General features: G+C 67.4%; 17 protein-coding genes. 8 read left to right on the top strand and 9 right to left on the bottom strand.

The window, feature by feature from the left end:
• Positions 1-153 precede the first annotated feature (153 nt).
• The 3 genes from AB0L82_RS27685 to purH all read left to right on the top strand — a co-directional run bounded on the left by AB0L82_RS27685 (position 154) and on the right by purH (position 3936).
• Positions 154-1635: a DUF6350 family protein gene (locus tag AB0L82_RS27685; RefSeq protein ID WP_364642419.1), complete on the top strand. Its 1482-nt coding sequence runs from the start codon at positions 154-156 to the stop codon at positions 1633-1635.
• A 64-nt stretch (positions 1636-1699) separates the two neighbouring features.
• Positions 1700-2353 carry a phosphoribosylglycinamide formyltransferase gene (gene purN, locus AB0L82_RS27680; RefSeq protein WP_364642977.1) on the top strand — a complete coding sequence of 218 codons (654 nt, stop codon included), beginning with the start codon at positions 1700-1702 and terminating at the stop codon, positions 2351-2353.
• A complete protein-coding gene (purH, locus tag AB0L82_RS27675; RefSeq protein ID WP_364642416.1) occupies positions 2350-3936 on the top strand; it encodes a bifunctional phosphoribosylaminoimidazolecarboxamide formyltransferase/IMP cyclohydrolase in 1587 nt (528 codons plus the stop codon). The genes purN and purH overlap by 4 nt, the downstream gene beginning before the upstream one ends.
• Positions 3937-4056: 120 nt before the next feature.
• On the opposite strand, the gene AB0L82_RS27670 is transcribed toward purH, so the two are convergent.
• Positions 4057-4518: a hypothetical protein gene (locus AB0L82_RS27670; protein WP_364642413.1), complete on the bottom strand. Its 462-nt coding sequence runs from the start codon at positions 4516-4518 to the stop codon at positions 4057-4059.
• A gap of 205 nt (positions 4519-4723) precedes the next feature.
• Between AB0L82_RS27670 and AB0L82_RS27665 the strand changes: the two genes are divergently transcribed.
• Complete coding sequence (locus AB0L82_RS27665; protein WP_364642410.1) at positions 4724-5287, top strand: LysM peptidoglycan-binding domain-containing protein; 564 nt, start codon at positions 4724-4726, stop codon at positions 5285-5287.
• A gap of 145 nt (positions 5288-5432) precedes the next feature.
• Here AB0L82_RS27665 and rpsR read toward each other — a convergent pair whose 3' ends face one another.
• From rpsR to rpmB, 4 genes are read right to left on the bottom strand one after another with little or no spacing between them, the layout of a single operon-like run.
• The gene (rpsR, locus tag AB0L82_RS27660) at positions 5433-5687 is read right to left on the bottom strand and encodes a 30S ribosomal protein S18 (RefSeq protein ID WP_354985278.1); all 255 of its coding nucleotides are present in this window, start codon (positions 5685-5687) and stop codon (positions 5433-5435) included.
• A 34-nt stretch (positions 5688-5721) separates the two neighbouring features.
• Positions 5722-6027 (bottom strand): 30S ribosomal protein S14, encoded by a 306-nt coding sequence (gene rpsN / locus AB0L82_RS27655; RefSeq protein WP_364642406.1) that lies wholly within the window; start codon positions 6025-6027, stop codon positions 5722-5724.
• 1 nt (position 6028) lies between these two features.
• Positions 6029-6199, bottom strand: a complete 171-nt coding sequence (rpmG, locus tag AB0L82_RS27650) for a 50S ribosomal protein L33 (protein WP_364642403.1) — start codon at positions 6197-6199, stop codon at positions 6029-6031.
• Positions 6200-6209: 10 nt separating this feature from the next.
• The gene (gene rpmB / locus AB0L82_RS27645; protein WP_364642400.1) at positions 6210-6446 is read right to left on the bottom strand and encodes a 50S ribosomal protein L28; all 237 of its coding nucleotides are present in this window, start codon (positions 6444-6446) and stop codon (positions 6210-6212) included.
• A gap of 101 nt (positions 6447-6547) precedes the next feature.
• Between rpmB and AB0L82_RS27640 the strand changes: the two genes are divergently transcribed.
• The 3 genes from AB0L82_RS27640 to rpmF are packed head-to-tail and all read left to right on the top strand — an operon-like array spanning position 6548 to position 8328.
• The gene (locus AB0L82_RS27640; protein ID WP_364642397.1) at positions 6548-7870 is read left to right on the top strand and encodes a GTP-binding protein; all 1323 of its coding nucleotides are present in this window, start codon (positions 6548-6550) and stop codon (positions 7868-7870) included.
• A 4-nt stretch (positions 7871-7874) separates the two neighbouring features.
• Positions 7875-8153 (top strand): type B 50S ribosomal protein L31, encoded by a 279-nt coding sequence (locus AB0L82_RS27635; RefSeq protein WP_364642393.1) that lies wholly within the window; start codon positions 7875-7877, stop codon positions 8151-8153.
• A 1-nt stretch (position 8154) separates the two neighbouring features.
• Positions 8155-8328, top strand: a complete 174-nt coding sequence (gene rpmF, locus AB0L82_RS27630) for a 50S ribosomal protein L32 (protein ID WP_364642390.1) — start codon at positions 8155-8157, stop codon at positions 8326-8328.
• Between the two features lie 210 nt (positions 8329-8538).
• On the opposite strand, the gene AB0L82_RS27625 is transcribed toward rpmF, so the two are convergent.
• Positions 8539-9540, bottom strand: coding sequence for a DUF1906 domain-containing protein (locus AB0L82_RS27625; RefSeq protein WP_364642387.1), 1002 nt, complete (start codon positions 9538-9540; stop codon positions 8539-8541).
• Between the two features lie 180 nt (positions 9541-9720).
• Between AB0L82_RS27625 and AB0L82_RS27620 the strand changes: the two genes are divergently transcribed.
• Positions 9721-10548: a VOC family protein gene (locus AB0L82_RS27620; protein ID WP_364642384.1), complete on the top strand. Its 828-nt coding sequence runs from the start codon at positions 9721-9723 to the stop codon at positions 10546-10548.
• A 78-nt stretch (positions 10549-10626) separates the two neighbouring features.
• Here AB0L82_RS27620 and AB0L82_RS27615 read toward each other — a convergent pair whose 3' ends face one another.
• Genes AB0L82_RS27615 through AB0L82_RS27605 form a run of 3 tightly spaced genes read right to left on the bottom strand, consistent with a single transcriptional unit; the run spans position 10627 to position 12568 of the window.
• The gene (locus AB0L82_RS27615; protein ID WP_364642381.1) at positions 10627-11445 is read right to left on the bottom strand and encodes a hypothetical protein; all 819 of its coding nucleotides are present in this window, start codon (positions 11443-11445) and stop codon (positions 10627-10629) included.
• A gap of 48 nt (positions 11446-11493) precedes the next feature.
• Positions 11494-12210: an ATP/GTP-binding protein gene (locus AB0L82_RS27610; protein WP_364642378.1), complete on the bottom strand. Its 717-nt coding sequence runs from the start codon at positions 12208-12210 to the stop codon at positions 11494-11496.
• Positions 12191-12568 carry a DUF742 domain-containing protein gene (locus AB0L82_RS27605; RefSeq protein WP_364642375.1) on the bottom strand — a complete coding sequence of 126 codons (378 nt, stop codon included), beginning with the start codon at positions 12566-12568 and terminating at the stop codon, positions 12191-12193. Before AB0L82_RS27605 ends, AB0L82_RS27610 begins: the two co-directional genes overlap by 20 nt.
• Between the last annotated feature and the right edge of the window lie 7 nt (positions 12569-12575).

The following is a 12575-nucleotide window of genomic DNA, read 5'->3' as shown; positions in this document are numbered from 1 at the left end:
CCACCCCCGTCATCCCGGCCGGCAGCGCGCCGGGGTTGACGAGGGCTCTACCTGGCACAACGCCGGGAATTGTCCGGCGCGCCTGTCCCTTCCGGCCGGAGCGAACTGACAGGCTGGTTTTCCATGAGTGCGCCGAGAACTACCCTGGCTCGGGTGACCGATGAGGATGTGCGGAAAATGCCGCGGGGTCCGGTCTCGGTGGGCGGGGGCGGATTCGGGTCGCTCACACCGGAGCGGGCCCGGGTGTTGTTCATGGTGGCGGCGCGCGCGTCCGGCATCACACTGCTGATAATTTTCGCGCTGGTGTTCGGGACGCTGCTGGCCGCGGGGAGCGGGCTGTCGGGGGCTTCGGGGGCGATTTCGGCGAGCTGGCTTGCGGTGCATCAGGTTCCGCTGACCATCGGCCGCACCACGATCGGATTGTGGCCGCTGCTGCCGACCGGGCTGATTCTGTGGCTGGTGGCCCGCGATTGCGCGAAGGCGGCCGATCACTGTGCGGCCGAGGGGGATTGCACGCCGGTGGATCTGGCCTGGATCGCGGGCGCGGCGGTGGGCGGGCCGCTGCTGGTGACCGCGGTCTGTCTGGCGGTCGCCGATGACGCGTCCGCGGTGGTGGCATTGCAGCCGCCGCATACGCTGGTCGCGTTCGCCTGGGTGATCGCCCTGCACCTGCTGGCCGCGGTCGCCGGTGTGGGTGCGCGGCACTGGCGTGATTTCGCCGAACTGCTGCCGATTCCCCTGCCGCAGTGGCTGGTTCCGGGCGTGCGGGCCGGAATGCGCGCGGTCTGGCGGCTGCTGCTGGTGGCCGCCGCGCTCACGGTGCTGTCGTTCCTGCTGCACTGGTCGCGGATCGGCGATACCTATCACACGGCCGGAAATATCGCGGGCGCATTGGGTTTGACGTTGGTATCGCTGGCGTATCTGCCGAACGCGCTGGTGGACGCGGTGAGCGTGCTGCTCGGCGGTGAGGTGCACATCGGTGCGGGTTCGCTGAGCCTGTTCGGCATCGAGGGCGCGCCGGTTCCGGCGGTGCCGCTCATGGCGGCCGTGCCGTCGGGTCCGGTGGCGGCCTGGTGGCTGGTCTTGCTCATCGCTCCGGCCGCCGTCGGCGTGCTCGGTGGCCTGGATTGCGGCCGCACCACCGGTGATCGCCCCACCGCGCCCTGGGCGACCCTCACCTCCGCGGGTGTGGCCGCGCTGCTGCTCACGCTGCTCGGCGGTATCGCGGGCGGTGAGCTGGGCACCTTCGGCTGGATCGGCCCCAATGTGTGGATCGCGGCGATCCTGGCCTTCGTCTGGTTCGCCCTTGCCGGGTATATCGGCATGCTCGCGGCGCGTCGGTTCGCGCCCGCCCCGGCGGTCGAATACGACTACGACGATACGGAATACGACGTCCGATACGAGAACGCGGACTACGGCTACGCCGACGACTACTACGCGGACGACGAGTACGAGGACGACTACTACGACGATGACGATCCGGGTCACGTGGTCGAGGTCGACGGCGAACTGCTCGACGAACCCTTCGCGCTCGACGAGGAATCGCCGCGCGAATCGGACGAGAACTCCGACATCGTCGACGCCGAAGTGGTAGAGGGAGACCTGCCGGACCACCCGGGAGTGGACGGTCGTTAGGCTCTAAGGCGGCGGAGCGCATTCCGCCTTTCCCTTTCCGCCCGATACCCCAGGGAGTAGTGCGCTGAGTTCCACGCCCGCCCAGCTGCTACCGCCGACCGCGCCCGCGACCGTCGTCGTGCTCGCCTCCGGCACCGGTTCACTGCTGCGTTCGCTGCTCGAAGCCACTCGCGAGCCGGGCTATCCGGCCCGGGTCGTGGCCGTCGGCGTGGATCGCGATTGCGCCGCCACCGACCACGCCGAGGAGTTCGACATCTCGGCCTTCGCGGTGGAGCTCGCCGATTTTCCCGATCGTGCCGCCTGGGATTTCGCGCTGACCCAGATCGTCGACGCGTTCCAGCCGGATCTGGTGGTGTCCGCGGGATTCATGAAGATCCTCGGCCCGCAGTTCATGGCGCGCTTCGCCGGCCGGATCATCAATACCCATCCCGCGCTGCTGCCCGCTTTCCCGGGCGCGCACGGGGTGCGGGACGCGCTGGCCTACGGGGTCAAGGTCACCGGTTCGACCGTGCACCTGGTCGATTCGGGTGTGGACACCGGGCCGATTCTCGCGCAGGAGGCGGTCGCGGTGCTGCCGGATGACGATGAGGCGACCCTGCACGAGCGCATCAAGGTTGTGGAGCGACGGCTGCTGGCGGAGACCGTCGCCGCCGTCGCGATCCGAGGCATTGTCTCCGATGGACGAAAGGCAGTTATCCCAGATGAGGTTCTCCGGTGAGTGAACGTAAGCCGATTCAGCGGGCCCTGGTCAGCGTCTACGACAAGACCGGCCTGATCGAACTGGCCACCGGCCTGCACGCCGCGGGCGTGGAGCTGGTGTCGACCGGTTCGACCGCGAGCAAGATCGCCGACGCGGGCATCCCGGTCACCAAAGTCGAAGACCTGACCGGTTTTCCGGAGACCCTGGACGGTCGCGTCAAGACCCTGCACCCGCGCGTGCACGCGGGCATCCTGGCCGACACCCGCAAGGATGAGCACCTCGATCAGCTCGTCGAACTCGGTGTCGAGGCGTTCCAGCTGGTCGTGGTGAACCTGTACCCGTTCACCCAGACCGTGGCCAGTGGCGCGAGCATCGACGAATCGGTCGAGCAGATCGATATCGGCGGGCCGTCCATGGTGCGTGCCGCCGCCAAGAATCACCCGTCCGTCGCGGTGGTCGTGGACACCAGCGAGTACGACAGCGTGCTCAAGGCCGTGCAGGGTGGCGGTTTCACCTTCGCCGAGCGAACCGCGCTGGCCGCCAAGGCTTTCCAGCACACCGCCACCTACGATGTGGCCGTGGCCAGCTGGATGACCAGCGTCGCGGTTCCGGCCGCCGAGGCCGCCGACGGTGTGGAAACCGATCCGTCGCTGCGTTTCCCGGCCTGGGTCGGCGCGACCTGGACTCGTGATTCGGTGCTGCGCTACGGCGAGAACCCGCATCAGGGTGCAGCGCTGTACACCAGCGAAGCCGGTGCGCGGGGGCTGGCGCAGGCGACGCAGTTGCACGGCAAGGAGATGTCGTACAACAACTACACCGATGCCGATGCCGCCTGGCGGGCCGCGTACGACTTCGAACTGCCCGCGGTCGCGGTCATCAAACATGCCAATCCCTGTGGTGTGGCGGTGGCTTCGGATATCGCCGAGGCGCATCGCAAGGCGCACGCCACCGATCCGGTCAGCGCGTACGGCGGCGTCATCGCGGCCAATCGCGAGGTGAGCGTGGAGATGGCCGAGCAGGTCGCGGAGATCTTCACCGAGGTCATCGTCGCCCCCGGTTACGCCAACGGCGCGGTGGAAGTGTTGCAGCGCAAGAAGAATGTGCGCGTGCTCGTCGCCACCCCCGCCCAGCGCAAGGGTGTGGAATTGCGTCCGGTCAGCGGCGGACTGCTGCTGCAGGACCGCGATATCCTCGACGCCGAGGGCGACAGCGCGGCCAACTGGACGCTCGCCGCCGGTGAGGCGGCCGATGCCGCGACCCTCGCCGATCTCGAATTCGCTTGGCGGGCTTGCCGTTCGGTGAAGTCGAACGCCATCCTGCTGGCGCACGACGGTGCGGCCGTCGGCGTGGGCATGGGTCAGGTCAACCGGGTCGACTCCTGCAAGCTGGCCGTGGATCGCGCCGGTGAGCGCGCGCAGGGTGCGGTGGCCGCGTCCGACGCGTTCTTCCCGTTCTCGGACGGTCCGCAGATCCTGGTGGAGGCGGGCGTGCGCGCCATCGTGCACCCGGGTGGGTCGATCCGCGACAAGGACACCATCGAGCTGTGCCGCGAGGCGGGTGTCACGCTGTACCTCACGGGTTCGCGTCACTTCGCGCACTGAGTGAAAGCCCTACGGGAGTAAGAGTGAAAGCCCTGCGGGCGTAAGGAATTTCGGAGCCGGTTGCGGATCGTGAGAGCGATTCGCGCCCGGCTCCGCGTTTTTGGCGGTATCGGTGTGTAACTACTTGGCGCTGACCACGTTTCGATCACCGATCGGGGACTTCAGCGGGAGTTCCAGGCTACCGAAGACGGCGATCATGGTGCACATGCGGCCCACCGCGTCGGGCCGGGTGCCCGAGCGCAGCGCGATGCTCACCGTCTTATCCGTCTCGGTGACGGTGGCGTCGACGCCGTAGCATTCGGGGGAGCCGGTGGTGAAGTTGACCGCGATCCGGTCGGGGGCGACGCGGGTCCAGCTGTCGAAGGACAGCGGATGCGGGTTCACGATGCCGGGATCGGCGGTGAAGGCACGGCCTAGTTGACCCTGCGGCGCTTCGGTGGGGGCGGGATCCGCACCGGTGGTGGTGCTGCTGACTTGCGTTCGGTCGCCGGTCTTTTCGGTATCGCCGCAGGCGGCGACGGCCAGGCTGAGCAGCGCGGCGAGAGCGGTGGCGGTGAGGCGGCGGCCTCGGGTCCCGTACATGCGGACCACCCTAACGGTCCGACCGGTCGGGGCGGATATGACGCCATAGCGAACTCCTAGCGACAGTGAGCCAAATTATCCGGGGACTCGGCGCGTAATCCGCACCCGGACCGGGGCGGGAGCAGTAACCTCGGTAGGAGATGTGCGAATGCACTTACGCGCCATCGAATTATCTGTAGCTCTCCCCCTCCGGAAAGGACGCACCGTGGGCGACGCATTGAAGGTTGGCGAAGAACTTGGTCTCGGAGACTCGCTCAAGGGCGGCGCATATTCTCTGACTCTGCAGAATGACGGCAACCTCGTGTTGACCGATCCGAGCGGCAAGGTCGAATGGGCCTCCGCCACCAATGGCCAGGACGTCACGCGCGCGGCGCTGCAGGCGGACGGCAATTTCGTGCTCTACAAGGGTGACGGCAGCGCCGCCTGGTCCACCGAGACCAACGGCAAGTCCGTGGACCGTCTCGTGGTTCAGCCGGACCGCAACGTGGTCATCTACGGCGACGGCGGCCCCGTGTGGTCCACCGAGACCAACACCGACAACCCGATCGCCGCTCCGGTCGAAGAGGTCGCCACCCAGGCCGCGGCCGTCGAAGAGGTGCCCCCGCCGCCGCCGGCCGCCCAGACCTACACGGTCGAGTCCGGTGACACCCTGTGGGCGATCGCCGAGCGCTTCTACGGCGACGGCAACCGCTACCAGCAGATCGCCGACGCCAACGGCATCCCCAACCCCGACGCCATCAACGTCGGCCAGGTCCTGACCATCCCGTAAATCCCGGGATACCCAGAACTGACAGCGGCCCCCGAGTGCAAGCACTCGGGGGCCTCGTCATTCTCCGAGCCATTCCGAGACAAATGTGCCCCCGATGCGTAAGCATTGGGGGCACACAGGTTTTCGTCCCTCGGCGCGAGCTGCGTCAGCGGCTCGTGAAAGGCAGCAGGGCCATTTCGCGGGCGTTCTTCACGGCGATGGCGACCTGGCGCTGCTGTTGCGGGGTCAGGCCGGTTACGCGGCGGCTGCGGATCTTGCCGCGGTCGGAGATGAAGGTGCGGAGCAGGTTCACGTCCTTGTAGTCGACGTATTCGACGCCGGCTGCGATGAGTGGGTTCTTCTTGGGCTTGCGGCCCTGCTCGGCGCGGACCTTCTTCGACGGTGCTCGCTTCACTGCCATGTCAGCGGTTCCTTCTCACGAGATCTGTGGGTGCCTACCAGCTCGATTTGTGTACACCGGGTAATTCTCCGCGGTGAGCCATCTCGCGGACACGTATTCGCGAGAGGCCGAACTTTCGAAGATGACCACGCGGGCGTCCGTCCGCGGCGTCCCGATTGCGCAATCGTACCGGACTGGCATCGCGGGGCAGCCGCGCGAGGGCGGTCTGCGCGGCGGCCCGATGCTCCGCTGACGTGGTGGGTTTGCGGATGAGCTCCTTGAGTTCCGCGCGCCGTTCCGCATAGCGCGCGACAATCCGTTTGCGCTCTTCGTTCTTCATAATTTTCGACTTCTTGGCCATATCAGCGGCCTTCCTTGAAGTCGACGTGCCTGCGTACGACGGGATCGTATTTGCGCAGGGTCATGCGGTCGGGGTTATTGCGCCGGTTCTTGCGGGTGACGTAGGTGTACCCGGTTCCGGCGGTGGATACGAGTTTGATGATCGGCCGGAGTTCGGTCGATTTCGATGCCATCCGCTGCTCCTCAGATCTTCTGGCCGCCGGCGCGCAGCCGGGCGACGACCGCTTCGATGCCGTCGCGGTCGATGGTCTTGATGCCCTTGGCGGAGACGTTCAGCGTGATGCGCCGGTCCTCGCTGGGCAGGTAGTAGGTCTTGCGCTGGATATTGGGGTTCCAGCGCCGGTTGGTCCGGGTGTGCGAGTGCGATACGGACTTGCCGAATCCGGGCTTGCGTCCGGTGACCTGGCAGATTGCCGACATGAGCACCCCTTCCTGCAGATGACAATCGTTTTCGACAACGGGTTTATTCCAATGTACGCTGAGGCGTCTGTAAATGAAAATCGTTGTCGAAAGGGGTTCCGGTGGACGACCGAACACCCGTGCTGGTCATTGCGGGCCTGCCCGGCCGCGCAGCCGAGGGCGTACAGCGCGCCGCGCGGCGGCTGGGCGCCGAACCCGGCACCGTCGTGGTCCGGCACGACCTGTCCGAACTCCACGAGGGCGTGGTGCGCCGCACCGCGTATCTGAACGGCCGTGCGGACGCGACCGTGCTCGAACTCGCGCACGGCTGCGTCTCCTGTACGCTGCGCGCGGATCTGCTGCCGTATCTGTGCCTACTGGCGCAACGGGATTCGGTGCGCCGCATCGTGCTCGCCCTGGATCCGGCCTTCGAGGCGGAGGCGGTCTGCCAGGCCATCCGCGATGTGGTGGTGAGCGGGGTGCCGGGCCGGGTGGACGGTCCGGCCGGGCGCAGCGTGCGCATCGAGACGGTGCTCACCTGCCTGGACGCCCGCGACTGGCTCGCCGATGCCACCGGTGACGACACGCTCGCCGACCGCGGTCACGCCACCGCCGAGGACGATCGCACCATGGCGCAGCTGGCCGTCGGCCAGGTCGAATTCGCTGACGCCCTATTGGGTTTCGACGGCGGCACGGATCCGGGCGAGCGCATGCGCACCGCCGCGGTGCTGGCCCGGCTGGCCCCGCGCGCGCCGATCGCCTGGCTGGACGAACCCGCCTCGCTCGGACAGCACGCGCCGTCCGAAATGCTGCGTGCCGACGCGCTTTTCGGTCTGCTGGACCGGGTCCCGTCCGATGCCCGGCGCGGCGCGGCCTTCGATCCGCATGCGAGCCTGCTGCGCGGTGAGCCTCTGCTGGAGCCGGATTGCGGTGTGGCACTGCTGGAATTCGACACCGACCGCCCCTTCCATCCGGACCGCCTGCATTCGGCGATCGACGCGCTGCTCGAGGGTGTGGTGAGCGCGCGCGGCCGGGTATGGCTCGCCACCCAGCCCGACGAGGTGGTGTGGCTGGAGTCCGCGGGTGGCGGCCTGCGCATCGGCGGGGCCGGAAAATGGCTGGCCGCAATGACTTCCGCGGAGCTGGACGAGCTCGCACAGGTCGATCCGGAGCGGCACATGATGGCCTCGCTGCGCTGGGACGAGCATTTCGGCGATCGGCATTCGTCGCTGGTGATCCTGGTGCACGACGCCGATACCGAGGAGATCCGGCACGCACTGCACTGGGCGCTGGTCGACGAGGACGAACTGCGGCAGGTGCGTTTCGCTCCCGAGCGGGTGGCGCTGTGGCACGACCCGTTCGGTGATCAGCACGAGGATCCGTGCGACACAACCGTATCCACGCCGGGCACCGGTGACGCCGGTTCCCGCACGAACGAAAGGTGAGGCGATGAAAGCGGGAATCCATCCCGATTACCATCCGGTGGTCTTCGAGGACGCCGGTACCGGAAAGCGTTTCCTGACCCGCTCGACCGCGACGTCGGCGCGCACCATCGAATGGGAGGACGGCAATTCCTATCCGCTCATGGTGGTCGACGTGACCTCGGATTCGCATCCGTTCTGGACGGGTTCACATCGAGTCCTCGATACCGCGGGTCGCGTGGAGAAGTTCGAACGCCGCTATGGCAAACGCGTGCGCGGCAATTCCATCGTGCAAGAGGAGAATTGACATGGCGGTTCCGAAGCGGCGGATGTCGCGATCGAATACCCGCAGTCGGCGTTCGCAGTGGAAAGCGACCGCGCCGGATCTGATTCCGGTCACGGTGGGCGGTGTGGAGTATCGGATTCCGCGCAGGCTGGCGCGTGCGGTGCAGCTCGGCCTGCTGGATCCGGCCGACCTCTGATCGAGGGTGCGGATCGGGGCGGCGTCGCCGACGCCGGACCTTATCGGCGTGTTCCAAAAAGTCTTCTCAAAGTTGTGAATCCGTGGCCTGGCGACGGTATTCTCGGGGCCGAGGGCGGGTTCTTCTGACTACAGAAGAACCCGCTCATCGCCACTTTCGGGGCTGTTTGCGCGCATTGCGCACCGGATAAATTCCGACAAATCAGCCAATTCACTTGTCCACTGCGGCAATGGGACTCGCCGATTCGGTGGATTGTCCGTTCTTGGGCGAATCGCCCCATCCGGGTAGTGGCAGATCCGGCAGTAACTGCTCGAGCCGCCCCAGCCCGTCGGCCAGTACCGTCGCGGGTCCTTCGATGAGCGAGAACGGGAACGGCCAGTGATGTCCGGAGAGCCGGGCCACCTCGGCGGCCAGCTCCGCGGTGGTGGCCTCCAGATCGCTGACCTCCGTGCGCAGTTCGTCGATCTTCGTCAGCGCGGCGGCGAGTCCGTCCACCACGGTGCGATGGTTGCCCGCGGCATCGTCGCCGAGCTGCGGCCAGCCCGCGAGACCCGGACCGCGCAGCTGGGTCTGGATGTCCCGGAGTATTTCGTCCTGTTCGGGAGTCAAGTCCTGTTCCTCCGATTCGAAATCCCATTGGCCGAAATCCGCGTAGTCGGTTTCGTTCACATCGCATTCGACGCCGTCCACCACGACCTGCCTGCCGGTCTGGAACAGCTGGGCGCGCGGCTCGCGGTTACTTCCGGACCAGGCGATGGTCTGCCAGGCCCAAGTCGCGATGCCCGCGTCCAGCGCCCGGCTCACCGGCCAATAGCCGCCGTAGATACCGACATTCGCGCGCCCGAGCACCGAGGCCGCGCCGTCGAGATAGGCGTTGATCGGCTCCTGCTGCGGCGGGGTGGCGTCGAAATCGGCGGAGAAGTAGATGGGCCGGTCCGGCCGCCCGCCACAGCGCAGCACCCGCGCCAGCGCCGCGCGCGCGTCGGTGACGCCCGCACCATAGCCGTCCAGCATGCGGGCCGCCGTGGTCTCCCAGTTGGACACGATCGAAACACCGTGCGCGCGTAGATCGTCCGCTTCGGCGGGGGTGAGGATCTTGCCGGGCAGCGATGGCCCGCCCTCGGAGAGGTAGCGGACCACGAAGTCGAAACCGGCCGCCCGGATCGCGCTCGCGGCGGGGCGGCCTGCGGCGTAATCCAGCCCGAAACGCATGACACCCACTGTAATTCGCCGTGCGCGCGAACCGCGCGGCATTCCCGAAGTCGATCTGTCCGACCTGGTGAACTCCGTGAATTTGTCGACGTGCGGTGGTTGACTGGACGCGGCTGTGTGATCGGCGTCACTACAACCGCTATTGATTACTTTGCAGTACTTCAGAAACGGAGATGACCGATGCCTGTACGCGAGGAGGCGTGGCCCCCGGGCACGCCGTGCTGGGTCGACTGCCAGGTCGACGATCCGGCCAAGGCCGGTGAGTTCTACGCGGCGCTGTTCGACTGGGACGTTCAGGGCGGCGGGGAGGACACCGGGGGATATCTGATGGCGTTCCGCGACGGGCAGCCCGTCGCGGGCATCGGACCCAAACCCGAAGCGGGCGTGCCCTCGGTGTGGACCACCTATTTCGCGGTACTGGACGCCGATGCCAGTGCCGAGGCGGTCACCGCGGCGGGCGGGCGCATGCTGGTGCCGCCCTTCGATGTGATGGAGTTCGGCCGCATGTTCGTCGCCGCGGACAGCGCGGGCGCGCCGTTCGCGGTGTGGGAGGCGCGGGCGCACAACGGCGCGGCCGTGCACAGCGAACACGGTGCGTACACCTGGAACGATCTGCACACCGGGGACTACGACGCGGCGAAGGCGTTCTACGCCAGCGTCTTCGGATTCACCTGCGCCGAATTCGACGATGCCACCATGCGTTACGCGACGCTGGTGCCGCCGGGCCGCACCGATCCGGTTGGCGGTATCAACGACGACACCGCCAACGGTGCCGCGCCCGAACAGCCCTACTGGCTCACCTGGTTCCAGTTCGACGGCCTCGATGACGGCCTGCGGCGCGCTTCGGAACTGGGCGCGACGGTGCTGATGCCCGCCCAGGACGGCCCGTTCGGCCGCATGGCGGTGCTGGCCGCACCGCAGGGCGAACTGTTCGCCCTGCTCGATCCGAGTCGGATGACGGGGGAACCGCCCGCGATCAAGGACCGAGCCGAATCGGCCGACGGCTGAGCCGAATCGGCAACGGCGCGAAAGACATCGGGGTCGGTACCGCGACTGCGGTACCGGCCCCGAAACGTTTTCGGTGAATCAGCGCACGGATGTCTTGACGCGCCCGGACTTCCGCGACGACACCGCCAGCGACGCGCTGTGCGTGAGGTCGGGTTCGGCCGGTGCGGGCGCCTGCCGAGCCTCGCGGCGATCGGGTGCGACCAGGATCGCGGTGATCGGAATCGCCAGGGACAGTGAGCCGATGATGAAGAACGGCACGAAGAAGTTGAACAGCTCGTCACCCTCGGGAATCGCCGCCGTGGGGTCCACGTGCACCTGGAGTCCGGTGAGCCCGGCGTAGTGCATACCGGTCACCATGACCGCGTAGGCCAGCGATCCGGCCATCAGCACCGGAACCGTGCGGGCCCACAGGCTGAACCACATCATCAGCGCCGACAGCACCCCGGCGATCACGTACACCGCGACGACCGATACCAGGCTGCGCTCGGTGGTGCCCTGCACCCGGATGGCCGAGAGCAGCAGCAGGTGCACGGTGCCGAGCCCGCCCGCCATGATCAGCGCACCGGCCACCAGCCGCAGCCAGTTCAGGTTCTTACCGGCGACCACCAGGCCGACGAAGACGGTCAGCCCGGACAGCGCCGAGAACAGCGTGGTCATGGTGGTGTCGTAGCGCAGCGTGGTGCCCTTGACCCCGAACCCGAGCATCGAGACGAATACCGAAAGGGCAACGCCGACACCGCCGATGGAGCTGGCGGCCACGAACAGCCAGAGCAGCCGGAAGCGGGTCGTCACCGATTTGGTGGATTGCCGGATGCACGCGAGCCCGCATGACACCCCGGCAAGAGACACGATCAGCGCCAGGCCGATCACCCAGTAGCCCATCGAGAAGTAGATCACCCAGAAACCCCTGCCTGCCTTCGTATCTCCCGTGCGTGCGGCGAATGTCTAGCCGCGCCGGGCGGTTTCGCGCTGTGCGTTCATGAGTCGTTCGATGGCGTACTCGGTGACAGCCGCCAGCGACCGCCGCACCTCGCCCGGATCGCGGGCGTCGATATCGACGATCGGCACGCCCTCGCGCACGCTGAGCGCCTCGCGCAATTCAGCGACCGGGAAGCGCGGTGCGTCCGGGAAGCGGTTGACGGCGATCAGGAAGGGCAGCTTCTTGGCCTCGAAGAAGTCGACGGCGGCGAAACTGTCCTCGATGCGGCGGGTGTCGACCAGCACCACCGCGCCGATGGCGCCCTTGATGAGGTCGTCCCACATGAACCAGAAGCGGCGCTGGCCGGGCGTACCGAACAGGTACAGCACCAGATTGCCGGGCAGAATGATGCGCCCGAAATCCATGGCCACCGTGGTGGTTTCCTTACCGGGCGTGGCGGCGAGGTCGTCGACCCCGTCGGACATGCCGGTCACCATCGCCTCGGTGCGGAGCGGAACGATTTCCGAGACCGCGCCGACGAAGGTGGTCTTGCCCGCGCCGAAGCCGCCGGCCACCACGATCTTGGTGGAGGCCACGGTCCGGTACTCCTCGCCCGGGCGAGGCGGGTACTGCTGCGCTACAGCCGGATTCGCGTACTGCTGACCCGGATACTGGGGCCCACCGCTGGGGTACTGCGGTGCGCCCCCGTTGTAGCTCCCGCCGTCAAAGGGCGCGGAGTCCATGCAGTGTCCTCTCCATCAAAGAACGGCGCTCGTCGTAGGTCGCCTGGTCGCTCAGGGTCGAATGCACGCGCAGGGTCCCGGCGACGACGAGATCACCGATCACGACCCGGATCATGCCCAGTGGCCGCTGCAGGTGCGCCGCGATCTCGGCGACCGACAGACGTGCGGTACCCATACGCAGGATCTCGGTGCGGATGTCACCGGCGGGCCAGTCGAAATGGGCGGTGTAGGAAAGTGTTTCGACGACCGCCTCGAGCGGCAGGTCCACTGCCGGTTCGGTGCGGCCGGAGGTCAGCGCGTACGGGCGGACCCTGCTGGTCGGACGAGACCCGCCCACGCCCCCGTTTGAAGTTGTCATCGGCGGC

The organism is Nocardia sp. NPDC052001 (assembly GCF_040680615.1).
Taxonomy (GTDB): Bacteria; Actinomycetota; Actinomycetes; order Mycobacteriales; family Mycobacteriaceae; genus Nocardia.
This window is presented reverse-complemented; position numbering and strand designations above follow the sequence as displayed.